The following is a 16223-nucleotide window of genomic DNA, read 5'->3' as shown; positions in this document are numbered from 1 at the left end:
CTCTACCTCTCGCCGATCTTGGACAGGTTTTCCCTTATGGAGCCGAGGGCGCGGTACATCGCCGCGCGGTCGGGCTCGTCGACGCCATGGGCCGCACGGGCCACGACGTCCTCGATGATCTGGTTGACCTCGCGCATGGTGCGCAGGCCCCTCTCGGTCAGACGGATGGGGGACTTGTAGCGCGTGCCCCCCTCGGGCACGTCGATTCCCACGAAGCCGCCGCGCTCGAGCGCCGCCACCGTGCGCGAAACCGCGGCCCGATCGTTGCCGATCAGCCGCGCGAGCTCGGAGGCGGTGTAGCCCGCGGGCTCCCGCTCCAGGTAGTAGAGGCACATCACGTCGGTGCCCTTGAGCCCGAAGCGCCGCATCTCCTGCGCCTTGATGCGGTTGACCTCCTTGCTCACCGCAGAGACCAGCCCGACGAAGTCCTCGAAACGCGAGTCCACGCTCCCCCCCCTTCTCCCAGGCCGGCCGATGCGGCCCCGTTGGTGGTGACCAGCTCGTAGCGATCCGCTTACGGCGGCCCCATTTGTTGATTAGTCAACATTCTAGGCTTGTATGTTGATCAGTCAACAAGTTTGTGGGACGTACGCGCGCAAACCACAGATGACCTGCGCGCAGCCCGACGTTTGCCCAGCTCACAAGAAAACGGCGCGCACCCCACGGATGGAATGCGCGCCAAACCGCCCTTCCCCCTGCCGGCGACCCACGTCGTAGCCCGCGGCCTAGATAAGCGAGAGGAGCTCCCTCTTGCAGTCGAGGAAGTCCCGCGTGAGCGCGAACTCCGCCGCGCTCGTGCCCGACGCCGGTCGCGGCACGGCCAGCTCCGCCACGACGCGGCTGGGCACGCCGGACCTCGGGTCGCCGCGAAGCACGTACACCCTGCTTGCCATGGTCACGGCCTCGTCCACGTCGTGGGTGATCACCAGCGAGGCGATTCCCAGCTCCGTAGCCATGTCGCAGTACCAGCTGCGCAGGTCGACCCTCGTGAGGGCGTCCAGGGCGGAGAAGGGCTCGTCCAGGAGGGCGACGTCGTTTCCCATGAGGTAGGTCCTCAGGAAGGCAGCGCGCTGCCGCATCCCGCCCGAGAGCTCCGAAGGCCAAAGGCCCTCCGCGCCGGCGAGGCCGAAGCGTTCGAAGAGCGGCAGCGCCCTCTCGCGCGCCTCGGCGCGGGGCGTGCCCGCGATGGTCAGGGGCAGGCAGACGTTGTCCAGGATCCTGCGGTTGGGCAGGAGGAGGTCCTTCTGCAGCATGTAGCTCACACGCCCGGGGACGCCGGTCACGTCCTCGCCGTGCAGGAGCACCTTCCCCGCGAGCGGGCGGGCGAGGCCCGAGAGCGCATGCAGGATGGTGGTCTTGCCGCAGCCGGACTTGCCCACCAGGCAGGCCACCTCGCCAGGCCGCAGCGCGAGGCTCACGTCCTCCGCCACGACGTGTGCGCCCCCGTCCCAGGAAAGGGTCAGCCCCCGCGCCTCGAGGGCGAGCCCCCCTCCCCCACCCGGTTGCGAGCGGGACGTGGGCGCCGTCGCCTCGGTGACCGCCATCGCCACGGCCGCAGACTCCGCGTCCGTCGCCCGCTCCCCCGGCACCTCCTATGCCTCCAGGTAGTCTGCGGTCCAGCCAGCGTCCACGTCGATCTTGTTGGCGACCAGACCGTTGTCGTTGAGCCACTGGAAGTAGCGCGCCCAGCGGGCCTTGTCGATGACACCCCAGCTCGCGGCGTCGGCCACGTACTGATCCTTGAGGTAGGACTGGCTCTGCCTCACCAGGGCCGCGTCGAGCTCGGGCACCTCGGCACAGAGCAGGTCCGCCGCGGAGTCGGGGTCCTTCACGGCGTACTCGTAGCCGCGTCGGACCGCGCGCAGGAAGGCCTTCACCACGTCGGGGTTCTTCGACGCGAACTCGGGGTTGGCCGCAATCACCGGCGTATAGAAGTCGAACACCTCGTCCATGTCGATGAAGCTGAAGTAGTTGACGTCGTAGCCCTGGACGGCGGCGTTCTGCACCGCCCAGCCCTCGTAGACCCACACGGTGTCGAACATGTTGGCGCGCAGGCCCGCGATCTCGTCGTCCACGGCGTAGGGGACCATCCTCACCTTCGAGTAGTCTCCGCCGTCGGCCTCGACCACGTCCTTGATGGTCGCCTGCTCGATGGGCATGTCCCAGGTGGCGTAGACGTGGTCCTCCATGCCCTTGGCGGAGGTTATCGCATCCTCCTTGCGGCTCATGATGCCGGAGGTGTTGTGCTGCAGGATGGCAGCGACCGCCGTGACGGGGAGGTCGGGCGAGTTGCTGAGCACGTTGGCGATGTAGTCCTGGTAGCTCACGCCGAGCTGGGCCTGGCCCGAGCCGATCATGGTCTCGGCCGTGTCCTCGGCGGGTTGGACGATGCTGACCTCCAGGCCCTCCTCGTCGAAGTAGCCCTCGTGCTGCGCCACGTAGATGCCCGTGTGGTTCGTGTTGGGCGTGTAGTCCAGGCAGAAGGTGACCTTCGTCTTCTCCTTGGTGTCGGCGGCGGGCGCGGCGGTGCCGGCGCCGCAGCCGGCGAGCACAAGCGAGCTCGCGGCGGCGGTCGATGCGGCGATGAGGCCACGGCGGCTGAGGTTGGCAGTGGTGACGAAGCTGTTCATCTCTATTTCCTCTCTGCCCTCTTCCAGGGCATGCAGATGCGTTGCAGAAGGTCGACGCCGGCCATGAGCGCCAGCGAGAGCGCCGAGATCAGCACGATCACGGCGAACATGCGGTCGTACGAGAAGGACTTGCGCACGCGGGTCATGTAGACGCCCAGGCCAGAGAAGCCGCCCAGCCACTCGGCAATCACTGCGCCCACGATGGCGTAGGTGGCGCTGATGCGCAGGCCGCTGAAGAACTGCTCGGCCGCAGCGGGGAGCTTGACCTCCCAGAAGACCTGCCAGCGGGTGGCGTTCATGGTGCGCATGAGGTCTATGAGGTCAGGGTCGACCGAGCGGAAGCCCCCCACGAGCGAGACCGTCACCGGGAAGAAGGTGGTGAGCACGATGAGAACCACCTTGGGTGCCAGGCCGTAGCCGAACCACAGCACCAGAAGCGGCGCCACGGCGACGGTCGGGATGGTTTGCGACAGGGTGACGAGGGGCTCGAAGGCCAGGTAGACGATATCGAAGCGGTCCATGAGCACGGCGAAGGCGAAGCCCACGGCGCAGCCGATGGCGAGTCCCAGGGCGGCCTCGACCAGGGTCGTCGCGGCATGCGCGGCAAGGAGTGGCAGGTCGCCCGCAAGGGCGGCAACCACCTGGACGGGCGTGGGCAGCAGGAAGTTGGGAACGAGCCCCCCTGTCACGACGAGCTGCCACAGGGCGAGGAGCGCCGCGACGGCGAGGAGCGGGACCAGGACCTTGCGCGTGCGCGAGGGCGTGGTCACCTAGGCCACCGCGCCCTCTGCCTTGGGGGCGAACTCGGAGTCCGTCTGGTGGTACTTGCCGATCTTGTGCTCGGTGGACATGACGTCGCCGCCAGGACGGTACGAGATCTTCACGTAGCTGGCGCTCTCGGCGCAGCCGGCCTTGGCACCTGCCTCGATGCAGCGCTTCACGAGCTCCATGCAGGCGTCGAAGTCGCCTTCTATCGCGGTCTCGAAGGGCCCGACGTAGTAGTCGAGGCCCGAGGCGTCGATCGCGGCGATGACCTCGTCCACGATGCGGCAGACCTCGTCGTCGGAGCCCGCGTTCATGGGCAGGTACTGGAGGGCAACGGAACAGTTCATAGGCACTCCCCTCTGCGGGTGCCTCGCGGCGGCCCGCCTAGACCGGGACCCGCGCAAAGCGTGTGCCTTGGTCCCTACGCTGGCATTACCCAGATCAGGTACGGGCGGCAGCCGTCGGCGGCCGCCCCAGGGTCAGGGGCGCCTTGGCCCCAGTCTCAGCCGGCGTGCGCCAGCTCCCCTTTTTTCGACAAGCATTGTAGTACTTTGGATGTGGCACATCACACTATCCCTGACGGGGTGCCGGGGTGGGATGGTCCGCAGTTGGATTTGTCACCGCCCGAATCCGAACCGCCTTTCCTCCGACACAAAGCGGATGAGGTTCTCGTGGATGACGCCACTGCGCTTCTGCAGCAGATAATCGCAGGTGAGGAGGTATTTGGGATAGCCGTCGCGGGCCTTCTCGAGTGATGCGTATTCGCGGTCCTCGGTGGAGCGCTCGGCGATGGTATAGGAGACCTGCACGTACGAGTAGTCCTGCGCACCATCGCGCAGGATGAAGTCGCACTCGAGCTTCCCAATCCTACCGACACTTGCGGAGTAGCCTTGCGCGCGGGCGTACTCGTACACCACGTTCTCGAGCACGGGACCGTAGTTGATGCGATTGTCGGTGTTGAGGGCAAAGTAGAACCCGAGATCGGCAAGGTAGTACTTCTGCTCGCGGGCAAGAGAGCGCCTCGACTTCATGTCGAAGCGCGGACAGCGGTAGAGAATCTTGGCCTCTTCAAGAACGGTGACGTAGCGGTGCACCGTCTCCTCCTTGATGGGTACCCCCTCGACATCACGGAAGTATGCAGCGATGTTCCTGATGCTCGTCGTCGACCCAAAGTTGTTGATCATGTAGTCTCGGACGCGCTCGAAGACCGACACATTACGCACCTGAACACGGCGTTTGACGTCCTTCTCGAAGATCTCACGCACGACACCTTCGACGTAGGTCCGCTTCTCCACCAACGTGGCGAGGTCGACCGCGCGGGGAAAGCCGCCCTCGAGGATGAAGTGGTCGAACTCCTCGGCGACATTGGGGCTTATCTCCTTCCCGTAGAGGCGTTTCATCCCCTCGTACTCAGCAAAAGTGAGCGTAAAGACCTCGAACTCCAAGTAGCGACCGGTGAGCTTGGTGGCGAGCTCGCCGGAAAGCAGGTAGGAGTTCGAGCCTGTGATGAAGATGGAGTGTGTCCCCTCCCCACGCCAAGCGTTGAGCACCTCCTCGAAGCCCTCGACGTTCTGCACCTCGTCAATGAAGAGGTAGGTCATGCCCTCCGGGGCCGAGACGCGCTCGATGAGCTCGTCGAGCGCGTCCGCAGTCCTCACCTTGCGGTAGCCGCGCGAGTCGAGGTCGAGGAACACGAGGTTGCGCTCCGGCACGCCCTGCTCCGCCAGCTCGTCGGCCACCATCCGCATGACGGTGGACTTCCCGCAGCGACGCACCCCCGTGATTACCTTGATAAGGTCAGCGTGCTTCACGAAGGGACGGATCCTCGAGAGGTAAAGCTCGCGCCGATAGATAGGCTCCATACATGTCTCCAAAGGCGTTTTAGGGTAGTACTCTTACAAATTTTAACAGAAGTACCACCCTATAAATGGTTTTATACAGCCTTCGATATTTCAACAAGATCAGGAACCGCATCGCCATAAACGTCAAGTCTCAGGGCTTCCATGGTCACTCCCGTCTGATGGGGTTGCCAGTCTCTATCGAGGCGATCAGTAATCTGTGAATGCTTTCGGCAGTCCAATACTCACCCTCGGAGAGAAGAGGTGCCTTATTGGAAGTCACATAGAACTCTCGCGCGACCTTCGCCTCATCCTGCAGTCCCAGCGAATCAAAAGAGACGGTCTCCGCCTCTTGGTCGAGACATACGATTCTCATGCACTGCGCTCCATGCGCGCCAGACTCCCCAATTGGCTCCTGACAAAGGTGAGGCGTCTCGACATAGGGGCTGGGCCCGTCGAAAAAACTTGTTTCCGTGCATGCCGATGCGCTGGTTGAACGAGTGCATCCAAGTATAGGAACCACCCTCGGTCGAAGACCAAACCTCGGCTTCGGTTCCCTCCGTACAAAGAGCCCACTCGTCTACGGCGCTCACTTTTTCGATGAGCCAATCGAGCTCTACGAGCGTTTTCTCGACGAGCTCAGCCGGGTGGCAGCCGCCGTATGGCCCCGCCGCCGCCCGCCACGACGACCGTCGCGACAGCCCGCCACGACGACACCCCATGCCCCCGACGTGTCAGAATGGCCCCGAAGGGAGCCACATGTCACTGTCCCACCTCATAGACGGCCTGCTCGGACGCGTCGCGCCCATGCGCGTCGTGGCACGCTACCCCCACGGCATGTTTGGTCCCGTCCGCGTCCTGGACACGCATGACGTGGACGGCCTGCCCGTGCGGATCCTCGAGGTCGACGGCAGCTGGCAGAGCGCCACCTACCTGGACGACGGCTGGTGCGAGCTGGCCTTCCCCTACCATCGCCTCTACGACGACGTACTCGTGGCCACCCATGCCACCGGCAACGTCCTCATGCTGGGCGGAGGTGCCTGCGCCTACCCCAAGTACGCCATCGCCCACCATCCCGAGGCGACGGTCGACGTCGTCGAGGTCGACCCCCTCATGCTCGAGCTCGCACGGCGCCACTTCTTCCTCGACCGCCTCGAGGAGCGCTACCATGCCCAGGCGAAGGGTCGCCTGCGGCTGCACCAGGCCGACGCCCTGGACTTCCTCCGCACGACGGACCAGCGCTACGACGCGATACTCAACGACTGCTTCCAGGCGGAAGAACCCCTCGCAAGCCTCTCCGCGCCCGAGGCCCTCGACCTCGTCCGCGCGCGCCTCCTGCCGCACGGCCTCTACCTCATCAACGTCGTGAGCGCACTCAAAGGGCCGGGCTCGGCTCCCCTGGCGGGACTCCTTCCCCTCTTCGGTGAGCGCTTCAAGACGGTACTCGTCCTGCCCTGCGGCGCCGACGAGGCCGACCTGCCCGACAACAACGTCGTGGTGGCAACAGACGCCGCGCCCGAGCTCGACGGAGCCCTCGACGCAAGCGCGCTCGGCCTGTAGTGCAGGCCCCGTCCTCGCGCTCGCCCCTACGCGACAACCCAGCCGCGCGCCAGCCTCGGCCACGCGCCCCCGCACGATGGCGGTCCGCCCCGGCCGCACCCACCCGGCCCCCTCCCGCGAACGGCGCAAAAACGCCCCTGAACGCATATATTATCCAATCATCCCGCGCCCATCGAAGCGTAGGAGCTTCTCGCGGAAGCGCCCCGCAGACCCCCTTCTGACCTGCATACAATCTGACGCACAGGACGTCTGTGACGGAAGGGAGGGACCCATGGAGCAAGAGGCGTCGCCGTCACTGCGCGTCGAGCGCCAAGAGGTCGGGTTCGACTCCGCGGACGAGGTCTCCCGCATCCACGGCTACGTCTGGAGGGGCGTGGGAGAGGAGCCCCGCGCCGTAGTCCAGCTGATCCACGGCATGGCGGAGCACGTCGGGCGCTACGACGAGTTCGCCGGCCACCTCGTGCGGCGGGGCTACGCCGTCTGCGGGCACGACCAGATCGGCCACGGCCTCAGCGCTCCCGCAACCAAGTGGGGCGTCCTGCCCTCGCGCGGCGGCCGCGACATCCTCGTCGAGGACGTCCATCGCCTGAGGCGGCTCGTCTCGCCCATCTTGGGAGAGGGGCTTCCCCACTTCGTCTTCGGCCACTCCATGGGCAGCTTCGTCGCGCGCGCCTACGTCTCCGAGCATGAGGACGGCCTTGCCGGCGCCGTCATCTGCGGCACGGGCTTCGTGCCCCCCGCCACGTCCGCCGCCGGTCACGCCCTGGCACGCCTCATCGCTTGCCTGCGTGGCGACGCCCACAAGAGCGAGCTCCTCCACTCCATGGCCGACGGCGCGTACGCCAAGGCGGTACCCCACGCGCGCACCGAGTTCGACTGGCTCTCGCACAACCAGCGCAACGTCGACGAGTACATCGCAGACAAGTCCTGCGGCTTCCTCTTCTCGGCCGGGGGCTACGCCACCCTCACCGAGCTCACGCGCGAGGCCTGCTCGCCCGAGTGCGCGCGGCGCGTCCCCAACGACCTGCCGCTCCTCTTCATCGCGGGGGCGGAGGACCCGGTGGGCGACTTCGGCCGCGGGGTCACCCGGTCCGCAGACCTCGCCCGTGACGCCGGCTCGACCGACGTCGCGTACCACCTCTATGCCAACATGCGCCACGAGATCTTGAAGGAAGACGCGCGCCAGCTCGTCTTCGACGACGTTACCCGCTGGTTCGACGAACACTTAGGAGAAGAGAGATGAGCAAGGACTACGTCATAGCCCTGGACCAGGGCACCACCTCGTCGCGCGCCGTGCTCGTCGACCGCGAGGGTCGCATGGTCGACTGCGTGCAGCGCAGCTACCAGCAGATATATCCCCAGCCCGGCTGGGTCGAGCACAACCCGCAAGAGATACTCCTCTCGCAGCTGGGATCGCTCACCGAGCTGGTGAGCCGCCACGGGCTGAGCGAGCGCAACGTGGCGGCCATCGGCATAGACAACCAGCGCGAGACCACCATGGTCTGGGACCCCAGCACCGGAGAACCCATAGCCAATGCCATCGTGTGGCAGTGCCGCCGCACGGCGGACATGGTGCAGGAGCTCTGCGGCACGGACGAGGTCCGCCGGATGGTGCAGGGCAAGACGGGCCTCCTGCCCGACGCCTACTTCTCCGCCAGCAAGCTACGCTGGCTGCTCGACAACGTGCCCGGCGCCCGCGAGCGCGCCGAGGCGGGCGAGCTCCTCTTCGGCACGATAGACAGCTGGCTCGTGTGGGTGCTCACCGGCGGCATGGTGCACGCCACGGACGAGACCAACGCCAGCCGCACCCTGCTCTACGACATCCACGAGGGCCGCTGGGACGAGGGGCTGCTCGCCCTCTTCGACGTCCCCGCCTGCATACTCCCCGAGGTCAGGCGCTCGGCCAGCCTCTTCGGCGAGACGAGCTACCCCGGCGTGCCCGCGGGCATCCCCATCTGCGGCGTGGCGGGAGACCAGCAGAGCGCCCTCTTCGGCCAGTGCTGCTTCGAGGCGGGAGAGGCGAAGAACACCTACGGCACTGGCTGCTTCCTGCTCATGAACACCGGCGACGTCGCGGCTCGGTCCAAGAACAACCTGGTCACGACCATCGCCGCGGCAGCCCCCGGCACCGAGCGCACGCAGTACGCGCTCGAGGGCAGCGTCTTCGTCGCAGGGGCGCTCATCCAGTGGCTCAGGGACGAGCTGGGGCTCATCCGCAGCGCGGAGGAGACCGAGTACCTGGCCCGCAGCGTCCCGGACAACGGCGGGGTCTACATCGTGCCCGCCTTCACGGGGCTTGGCGCCCCCTACTGGAGACCCGAGGCGCGCGGCCTCATCTGCGGCCTCACCCGCGGGACGACGCCCGCCCACATCGCCCGTGCCGCCCTCGAGGCCCTGGCCTACCAGACGACCGACCTGGTGAGGGCCATGGAGGCGGACGCCGGACGCGTCCTCTGCGCGCTCAACGTGGACGGCGGTGCCTCCAGGAACGACTTCCTGGCGCAGTTCCAGGCGGACGTCCTGGGCATGCGCGTGAGGAGGCCCCAGAACATAGAGACCACCTCGCTGGGGGCCGCCTACCTCGCCGGCCTCACGAGCGGCTTCTGGTCGGGCACGGACGAGCTGCGCGGCCTGCGCGGCGACGATGACTGCTTCGAGCCCCGGATGGGGCGTCCCGAGGCAGAGCGGCTGCTCGCGGGCTGGGCACGGGCCGTGGGCCGGGCCATGTGAGGCACCGGCAGCGGCGTGGACCATCCCCTCTCCACAGTGAACAACGCACGGCTCGGTTCACCACCGGCTGCCTATAGTGAACGGTGTTCACACACGGCGGTGCGCGGTCCTTGGGGAACCGCGCCCACGGCTCGGGGAGCAGACATGGGCAGCACCATCGCATTCGCGTCCGTCGCCATCACGGCGGCGCTCGTCCTCTACACGGCAGGCGTCTTTGGGGAGCGCAGGCACCACTACCTGGGCAAGGCGCAGCTCGCGCTCTTCTGGGCGGGACTTGCCTGCGACAGCACGGGAACCGCCCTCATGGGCAGCTACGCCCGCACCAACGGCATCTCGGGCCTGGGCGTCCATGCCGTGACGGGCGCCGCCGCCATCGCGCTCATGCTCGCCCATGCCGTCTGGGCCAGCCTCGTCGTCTGGCGCGGGAGCGAGCGGGCCCGCCAGGGCTTCAGCCGCTACTCCGTCGCCGTCTGGCTCGCGTGGCTCGTCCCCTACCTTGTGGGGCTGCTCATGGGCATCCCCGCACTGGGCATGACGGGCACGAGGGCCGGCGTCGCCTCCGTCGCCATCGTCGCCGCGATCGCCCTCGTGCTGCGCCTGCGTCAGGAACCCACGACGCACGAGGACGCCGACGGCACGCGACGCCAGGCATAGACACCCCGACAGGACCAGGAGGCAAGGATGCCCAGGAGACGCACGAGCCAGGAGCAGATACTCGACGCGGCCTGCGGCCTGGCGCGGAACCACGGCCTCGACGCGATCAGCATCCGCGGTGTGGCGCGTGCCTGCCAGATCTCCGTCGGTTCGGTCTACAACTACTACCCCTCGCGCGACGAGCTGGTCGCGGCCACGGCGGAGGCGCTCTTCAGGGACGCCTTCTTCGCGGACTTCTGCCAGGTCCGAAGCCAGGAGCCCTACCTCGACTACTGCCGCCGGCTCTTTGCGGGCCTGGACGAGCACCTCTCTCCCCTGGGCTCCAACTGGCTCGCCCAGCTCCACGCCCTGGGCCCCGGGGGGCGCGAGGCGGGACGGGAGCGCATGGACGCCCTCCTCTCGCACATGCTGGAGGGCCTGGCGCACGTCCTGGAGTCGGACCCCTCCGTCAGGCGAGAGGTACTCCGGGGCCAGCTGGAGCCCGAACGCATCTGCAGGCTTACCCTCGACGCGATGTTCGACGCCCTCAGGCGGCGCTCGGACTGCCAGACCCTCTTCGCCCTGATGGAGCGCGCCCTCTATGGCGGCGGCTAGCGCCTCGGGCCGCGAGCGAGGGGCGGAATCACGGAGGGAGAGGTAGCACGGGCATCCGTCGTGCAGAACTCGCCCGAGATGGCACCAATCTGTCAACTCGGGCGAGTTCTGCACGACGACGCCAAGCTTCGCCGCCTAGTCCCGCGACCTAGGGAGCTGTTCCTCTCCCCCGGAAGGGGGAGCCACGTCCCCTCCGCCCCTCCCGGGCAGCCTCCCCGCCCGGCGCAGCGCGTCCCGCACGATCCACTCGACCTGCGCGTTAGAGCTGCGCATCTCGTCCGCCGCCCACCTCTGGACGGCGGACCAGAGCTCGGGGTCGATGCGCAGGGGGTACTGCTTCCTCGCCAACGCGACGCACCGCCCTACTGGTACAGGCTGCCGGTGTTGAGCACGGGCTGCGCCTCGGACTCGCCGCAGAGCACCACCATGAGGTTGGATGCCATGACGGCCTTGCGGTCGTCGTCGAACTCCACGATCCCGCCGTCCGAGAGCTGCGCGAGCGCCATGTCCACCATGCTCACGGCACCCTCGACGATCTTCTTGCGTGCGGCGATGACGGCGTCGGCCTGCTGGCGGCGGAGCATCGCCTGGGCGATCTCGGGCGCGTAGGCCAGGTGCGTCAGGCGCGCGTCGTCCACGGCGACGCCCGCGACGGCCAGCTTGCGCTCGAGCTCCGCCTTGAGGCTCTCCGAGACCTCCTCGATGTTGGAGCGCAGGGTGATGGAGCTCGCACTCTCGTCCTCGTCCTCCATGTGGTCGTAGGCATAGATGCTGGCAACGTGGCGCAGCGCGGTCTCGGTCTGCATGCAGACGAAGCTCTCGTAGTCATCCACGTCGAAGACAGCCTTCGCCGTGTCGGCCACGCGCCACACCACCACGGTCGCAATCTCTATGGGATTGCCCATCTTGTCGTTGACCTTGAGGCGGTCGCCGTTGAGCGTGCGTGCGCGGGTGGAGATCTTGGCGCCGTGCACATGAGAGGGAGAGCCCGCGCTGGCGCTCGAGATGCCCGTGAGGGAGGCGGCTATGTCCACCGAGGGCGAGGCGTTGGAGCTGCCTAGGTTGCGGGAGTAGAAGGGGTTGGCCCAACGCAGCCCCTCGTCACGCACCGTGCCCACGTACTTGCCAAAGAGGACACAGATGCGTGCCTGTCCCGGCTGCAGGGTGAAGAAGCCGCAGCTCAGGATTATTGCCACCGCCAGCATGACGAAGCCCAGCGGAATGGCCACCCAGGCAGTCACGGGGGCGACGAGCCCCAGGTCGTCGTAGAGGCTGACGTTCATGATGCCTCGCACGACCATGTAGACGCTCGCCAGGTACAGGACGACGACCACCAGGAGCATCGCCCAGCCAGACGCCGCGTGGGCCTTCTTCTCTGCGCTCATGTCTCGTTCCCTTCTGCGCGAGGGGCCGACCTCCCCCATGGAGGCGCTGCCCTCGTGTCCCTCCCCGCACGGAGAGGCTGAGGTCATAATGATATCACTTTGAGGTCTTGTCAACGTACCATAGGAGAGAAGGAGAGAAACGCTCCAAAATCGTGCGCAGGTCACTCCCGGTCTGCGCGCCGTGCCGACAAAAGGCCAGTTCAGCGCAATTTCGTGCGCAGTCCATTCCTCGTCTGCGCACGAAGAACTCCACGACGCACCCCAAAACGCCCATTGACTCGCGCAACCGAACCCCGCGCGCCCGCCCCCGCGCCCCACGCACCTACCCCCCACGCCTCGCGCGCCCGCGACCCCCCCTGTGACATCATGGAACCAGCCACGGACCAGGGAGGCCAGGATGGACGAAGCACTGCTGCAAAGGCTCCGGGCCTACGCGCGGGACCACCACGACCAGGAGCTCGAGCTGCTCCGCACGCTCGCCGGCATCCCCGCCCCGACCCGCCACGAGGAGCGCCGGGCGGCCTTCGTAGCGGAGTGGCTCAGACGGCAGGGCGCAAACGAGGTCTGGGTGGACGAGCGGAAGAACGTCCTCTGCCTCCTCAGACGTCCCTCGGGCGAGAGCGACCACGCCGCGCCGTCCAGGCCCCAGGCCAGCCCCGGAACGCCGTCCCCCTACCGTGACCTCGTCCTCTTCTGTGCCCACACCGACGTCGTCTTCGACGACGTAGAGCCCTTCGAGGTGCGCGAGGAGGGAGGGCGGCTGCTCGCGCCGGGCATAGGCGACGACACGGCGAACCTCGTGGCGCTGCTCATGGCGACGAGCTACCTGTTGGAACACCCACAAGAGCTCGCTGCGGCCACCGCATGGGCAGACCTCCTCGTCGTGGCCAACAGCTGCGAGGAGGGCTTGGGCAACCTCGACGGGACCAAGGCCGTCTTCCGCTGGCTGGAGGCCTGCGGCACGACCGTGCGAGCGTTCGTCTCGCTCGACCTGTACCTGCCCCAATGCATAGGCGTGGCCGTGGGCTCCGAGCGCTGGAGGATCGAGGTCAGGACCCAAGGCGGGCACTCCTACCACGATTTCGGCCGCCCCAACGCCATCGAGCGCCTCTGCCGCATCGTCGGCGAGCTCTATGCCAGCACGCTGCCGCAGGACCCGACCACGGGCGCCCGGACCACCATCAACGCGGGACGCATCGAGGGCGGGAGCACGGTCAACGCCATCGCGTCCCAGGCGAGCTGCCTCTTCGAATACCGCAGCGAGTCCGCGGCAAACCTCACGGCGATGCGCACCCGGCTGCAAGAGGTCGTCGCCAACGCGGGCGAGAGGGGCGTCCGCACCTCGCTCGAGCGCATAGGCATGAGGCCCGGGAACGCAGGCACCCGCCCCGAGGCGCAGGAGCGCGTCACAAGGCTCGCCTGCGAGGCGATCCGCTCCGTCACGGGGAAGGAGCCCGACCTCTCCCCCGCCTCCACGGACGCCAACATCCCCCTCAGCCTAGGGATCCCCGCCCTCACGGTGGGGACGGTGCATGGCGGCCTCCTCCACACCAGGGACGAGTGGGTAGACCCCGGGAGCCTGGAGGACGGGCTCGTCCTGGCCCTCGCGCTGATGCTCGAGCTGCCCGGCGGGGCAATGTCCCAAGACGACCTTATTCACAAACGGAATTGCCCCCAAGCCCCCATAACCACCTTCCACGGCAGCGAAAAGTGACAAGTCACAGGTCACTGGCGTAAGATAGTCCAACGCTTTTTGGGACAACCTGTCCCACGGCCCTGCAGGAAGGCGAGAGGAACCAGCGTGACCGACGACAGCGACCGCATGCCAAGGGTCGAGGACGAGCCCAGCCCGACGGGCGAGGGCAACGTCCCGCGCCATATGGCGACGAGCTGCCCCTGGTCCAACGGGCAAGAAGAGGTCGTGCTCCCCGAGCACTCGGCAGCCGAGCACGCGCGCGTCGAGCACGTCGATGCGGCGCTGGAGCCCGCGGGTGCGGCGTCGCCCGATGCCGTCGGCACACCCTCCGAGGGCGAGCGCCTGGAGCCTGACGCCACCTCCGCCGTGGCGCCAGGGGACGCGGCGCCCTCCCAGGCGCTGGACGAGCAGCTCCCCACCATCGAGGCCGCGCCCACCCCCAAAGAGGACGGCGACGCCGTCGACGATGGCAACGCCCTGGGGCCAGACGCGACCGGAGCAGTGAAGGCCGCGGACGTGAGAGCCCCCAAGATCGAGCAGGGCTGGGCCGTCGACAAGGGCACGGGGACGCTGCCGGGAGGCCGAGGGTTCCCCCACCTGCTCGTCGCCGGCATCATCGCGGTCCTGGTCGCCATCCTGGGGTCCAGCCTCATCCTCACCAGCTGCTTCGGGCTCTTTTCCGACCCCGAGGTACTCAACGTCGTGGGCCTTGATGCCGCGTCTGCCCAGGCGGAGCTCGAGTCGCAGGGCTACGACGTCGAGGTGAGCGAGCAGGTCACCCAGAGCTCGGAGGACGCGGGCCGCGTGCTGGCAACGGAACCCACGGCCGGCAGCGCGCTTCCCAGCGGCGGGGACGTGACGCTCAAGGTGGGCAAGTCCCCCGAGGTGACACAGGCCGTTCCCGACCTGGTCGGGCTCTCGCTGGACGACGCCGTCACGGCGCTCGCGCAGACCAAGTTCTTCGTGAAGGACGACGTCACCTTCGCCTACTCGGACACCGTCGCCGCGGGAAAGGTGATCAGCCAGGGGCCCGAGGCAGGGGCCATGGAGGTCATGGGCACCAAGGTGGACCTCGTCGTGTCGGACGGCCCCAACCCCGACGCGGGCGACACCAGCGACTTCGCAGACGACAACGAGCAGAGCAGCGTCTCGATCCCGGACCTCAGGGGCATGACCGTGGCAAAGGCCACCGTGCTCCTTCGCGGTATGGGCCTCGAGGTGGCCAGGGGCGAGGCGGTCCTCACCGACGACTTCGTCAACGGCACCGTCGCCGCCGTCGAGCCCCCCACGGACAGCGTCGTAGCCGTGGGCAGCACGGTCACCATCCACGAGGCACAGCCCAAGGCCGGCACGGCCAACTAGGCCGCGGGGCTAGGCGCCTGTCGGGACCACAGCCTCCTCCCACAGGACAAGTCGCTCCTCCTTGCCAACGGGCCCCCACTCCCCTCCCGCAAGCTCCGGGGCAGCGAGCAGCTCCAGCTTCTGGGGGCGGCTCGCATGGTGCAGGCGCCACTCCAACCTGCAGGCCGGCGATCGGCCCTCGCAGGCCCAGAGCCCCCGCAGGCCGACGGGCCGATGTCGCTGCGTGTAGCGGGCCCCAGGAGGCCTCTGGGAAAGGTGCTCGCGCAGGCGCCGCACCACGTCCGTGGTGATGCCGGAGTAGAGCGAGCCATCCTCGCATTCCAGCACGTAGACGTAGTAGGTCCTTGGCTTTGGGGCCGATTCGCCCGAGACGGGCCGTCCCTTTTGCCCGGCGGACGGCTCAGCCTCAGGCAAGGTGCGGGCCCTCGTCGTCCCAGATAAGGGGAAGTCCCATTCCCGCAAGGGCCTCGACCACGTCGCGCAGCCCCTCGGGAGCGCCGTCGTGGCCAAAGCCGCTCGCCCCCATGCTCGCGCCGGCGCACTCCAGGGACCAGTGCCATCCGCCCGGGCGCGCCGGTGCGCCCCCGCCGTGCTCCCAGGGCTCCAGGTCCAGCCCTCTGAGCGCTGACGCCAGGGCGCTGGCCTGTCCCCCTTCCAGGTGGGACACCCGCCTCGCGCGATGGTTGCCCTCGGCCCACCAGAGCTCGAGCGCGTCGTCCTCGGTTCGGCCGACGAAGGCCTCGAAGCCGCCTCCCGCAGCCGCACCGCAGCTCACGCGCAGGTGAAGGAGGGCGAGCCGTCCCGCAAGCTCGCCCATGGACTCCGGATACGCCCGCTCGAGCGGCTCGACCATGGCCTGCGGGACGGACAGGAAGTCCTCCTCGGCCTGGGGGTCGATCAAGGCGACCTCGCACACGCCCTCCTCGACGGAGTAGACCGTGCCGTAGCCGCCCGTCGCGGCGACCCTCACCAAGGCGTCCCTCTCCATGCTCCCTCCCTCGCGCTGGCC

At 67.8% G+C, this 16223-nt stretch carries 17 protein-coding genes and 1 riboswitch; of the genes, 7 read left to right on the top strand and 10 right to left on the bottom strand.

Translation table 11 applies throughout. The features are described 5' to 3' along the window. Nucleotides 1-2 precede the first annotated feature (2 nt). The 6 genes from HMPREF1868_RS02165 to HMPREF1868_RS02140 form a co-directional block, all read right to left on the bottom strand. On the bottom strand, nt 3-446 hold the full coding sequence (locus HMPREF1868_RS02165) for a MarR family winged helix-turn-helix transcriptional regulator (RefSeq protein ID WP_062529951.1): 444 nt from the start codon (nt 444-446) through the stop codon (nt 3-5). Nucleotides 447-725: 279 nt separating this feature from the next. Continuing rightward, nucleotides 726-1589: an ABC transporter ATP-binding protein gene (locus HMPREF1868_RS02160; RefSeq protein WP_082719479.1), complete on the bottom strand. Its 864-nt coding sequence runs from the start codon at nt 1587-1589 to the stop codon at nt 726-728. 3 nt (nt 1590-1592) lie between these two features. Next, nucleotides 1593-2630 carry an ABC transporter substrate-binding protein gene (locus HMPREF1868_RS02155; protein WP_062529949.1) on the bottom strand — a complete coding sequence of 346 codons (1038 nt, stop codon included), beginning with the start codon at nt 2628-2630 and terminating at the stop codon, nt 1593-1595. A gap of 2 nt (nt 2631-2632) precedes the next feature. Next, nucleotides 2633-3400, bottom strand: a complete 768-nt coding sequence (locus tag HMPREF1868_RS02150; RefSeq protein WP_062529947.1) for an ABC transporter permease — start codon at nt 3398-3400, stop codon at nt 2633-2635. Next, a complete protein-coding gene (locus HMPREF1868_RS02145; protein ID WP_009279553.1) occupies nt 3401-3742 on the bottom strand; it encodes a thiamine-binding protein in 342 nt (113 codons plus the stop codon). It abuts the gene before it with no gap. Between the two features lie 54 nt (nt 3743-3796). Next, a riboswitch (TPP riboswitch) is annotated at nt 3797-3877 on the bottom strand. A gap of 135 nt (nt 3878-4012) precedes the next feature. Continuing rightward, a complete protein-coding gene (locus tag HMPREF1868_RS02140) occupies nt 4013-5257 on the bottom strand; it encodes an ATP-binding protein (RefSeq protein WP_062529945.1) in 1245 nt (414 codons plus the stop codon). Nucleotides 5258-5992: 735 nt separating this feature from the next. On the opposite strand from HMPREF1868_RS02140, the gene HMPREF1868_RS02130 reads away from it, so the two are divergent. The 5 genes from HMPREF1868_RS02130 (at nt 5993) to HMPREF1868_RS02110 (ending at nt 10771) form a co-directional block, all read left to right on the top strand. Continuing rightward, the gene (locus HMPREF1868_RS02130; protein ID WP_062529943.1) at nt 5993-6793 is read left to right on the top strand and encodes a spermidine synthase; all 801 of its coding nucleotides are present in this window, start codon (nt 5993-5995) and stop codon (nt 6791-6793) included. A gap of 271 nt (nt 6794-7064) precedes the next feature. Continuing rightward, nucleotides 7065-8036, top strand: a complete 972-nt coding sequence (locus HMPREF1868_RS02125) for an alpha/beta fold hydrolase (protein ID WP_062529941.1) — start codon at nt 7065-7067, stop codon at nt 8034-8036. Continuing rightward, on the top strand, nt 8033-9523 hold the full coding sequence (gene glpK, locus HMPREF1868_RS02120; RefSeq protein ID WP_062529939.1) for a glycerol kinase GlpK: 1491 nt from the start codon (nt 8033-8035) through the stop codon (nt 9521-9523). The genes HMPREF1868_RS02125 and glpK overlap by 4 nt, the downstream gene beginning before the upstream one ends. A 144-nt stretch (nt 9524-9667) precedes the next feature. Further along, the gene (locus HMPREF1868_RS02115; protein ID WP_062529937.1) at nt 9668-10177 is read left to right on the top strand and encodes an HsmA family protein; all 510 of its coding nucleotides are present in this window, start codon (nt 9668-9670) and stop codon (nt 10175-10177) included. Nucleotides 10178-10204: 27 nt separating this feature from the next. Beyond that, nucleotides 10205-10771: a TetR/AcrR family transcriptional regulator gene (locus tag HMPREF1868_RS02110; protein ID WP_062529933.1), complete on the top strand. Its 567-nt coding sequence runs from the start codon at nt 10205-10207 to the stop codon at nt 10769-10771. Nucleotides 10772-10906: 135 nt separating this feature from the next. Here the strand turns inward: HMPREF1868_RS02110 and HMPREF1868_RS02105 are convergent, their stop codons facing one another. Both HMPREF1868_RS02105 and HMPREF1868_RS02100 read right to left on the bottom strand, forming a co-directional pair. Beyond that, complete coding sequence (locus HMPREF1868_RS02105; protein WP_009279561.1) at nt 10907-11119, bottom strand: type II toxin-antitoxin system antitoxin; 213 nt, start codon at nt 11117-11119, stop codon at nt 10907-10909. A 14-nt stretch (nt 11120-11133) separates the two neighbouring features. After that, the gene (locus tag HMPREF1868_RS02100) at nt 11134-12156 is read right to left on the bottom strand and encodes an SPFH domain-containing protein (RefSeq protein ID WP_062529931.1); all 1023 of its coding nucleotides are present in this window, start codon (nt 12154-12156) and stop codon (nt 11134-11136) included. Between the two features lie 397 nt (nt 12157-12553). Between HMPREF1868_RS02100 and HMPREF1868_RS02095 the strand changes: the two genes are divergently transcribed. Then, nucleotides 12554-13870, top strand: coding sequence for a M20/M25/M40 family metallo-hydrolase (locus HMPREF1868_RS02095; RefSeq protein WP_062529929.1), 1317 nt, complete (start codon nt 12554-12556; stop codon nt 13868-13870). A gap of 87 nt (nt 13871-13957) precedes the next feature. After that, a complete protein-coding gene (locus HMPREF1868_RS02090) occupies nt 13958-15214 on the top strand; it encodes a PASTA domain-containing protein (RefSeq protein ID WP_062529927.1) in 1257 nt (418 codons plus the stop codon). Nucleotides 15215-15223: 9 nt separating this feature from the next. Here HMPREF1868_RS02090 and HMPREF1868_RS02085 read toward each other — a convergent pair whose 3' ends face one another. Together HMPREF1868_RS02085 and HMPREF1868_RS02080 are read right to left on the bottom strand one after the other, a co-directional pair. Continuing rightward, complete coding sequence (locus tag HMPREF1868_RS02085) at nt 15224-15628, bottom strand: GIY-YIG nuclease family protein (protein WP_082719478.1); 405 nt, start codon at nt 15626-15628, stop codon at nt 15224-15226. Then, the gene (locus tag HMPREF1868_RS02080; RefSeq protein WP_062529925.1) at nt 15621-16202 is read right to left on the bottom strand and encodes a hypothetical protein; all 582 of its coding nucleotides are present in this window, start codon (nt 16200-16202) and stop codon (nt 15621-15623) included. The genes HMPREF1868_RS02085 and HMPREF1868_RS02080 overlap by 8 nt, the downstream gene beginning before the upstream one ends. Nucleotides 16203-16223 lie beyond the last annotated feature (21 nt).

It is taken from the genome of Olsenella sp. DNF00959, from assembly GCF_001553055.1.
Classification (GTDB): Bacteria; Actinomycetota; Coriobacteriia; order Coriobacteriales; family Atopobiaceae; genus Olsenella_I; species Olsenella_I phocaeensis.
Note: the sequence above shows the minus strand (reverse complement) of the source record. Positions and strands in the feature narration are given on the sequence as shown.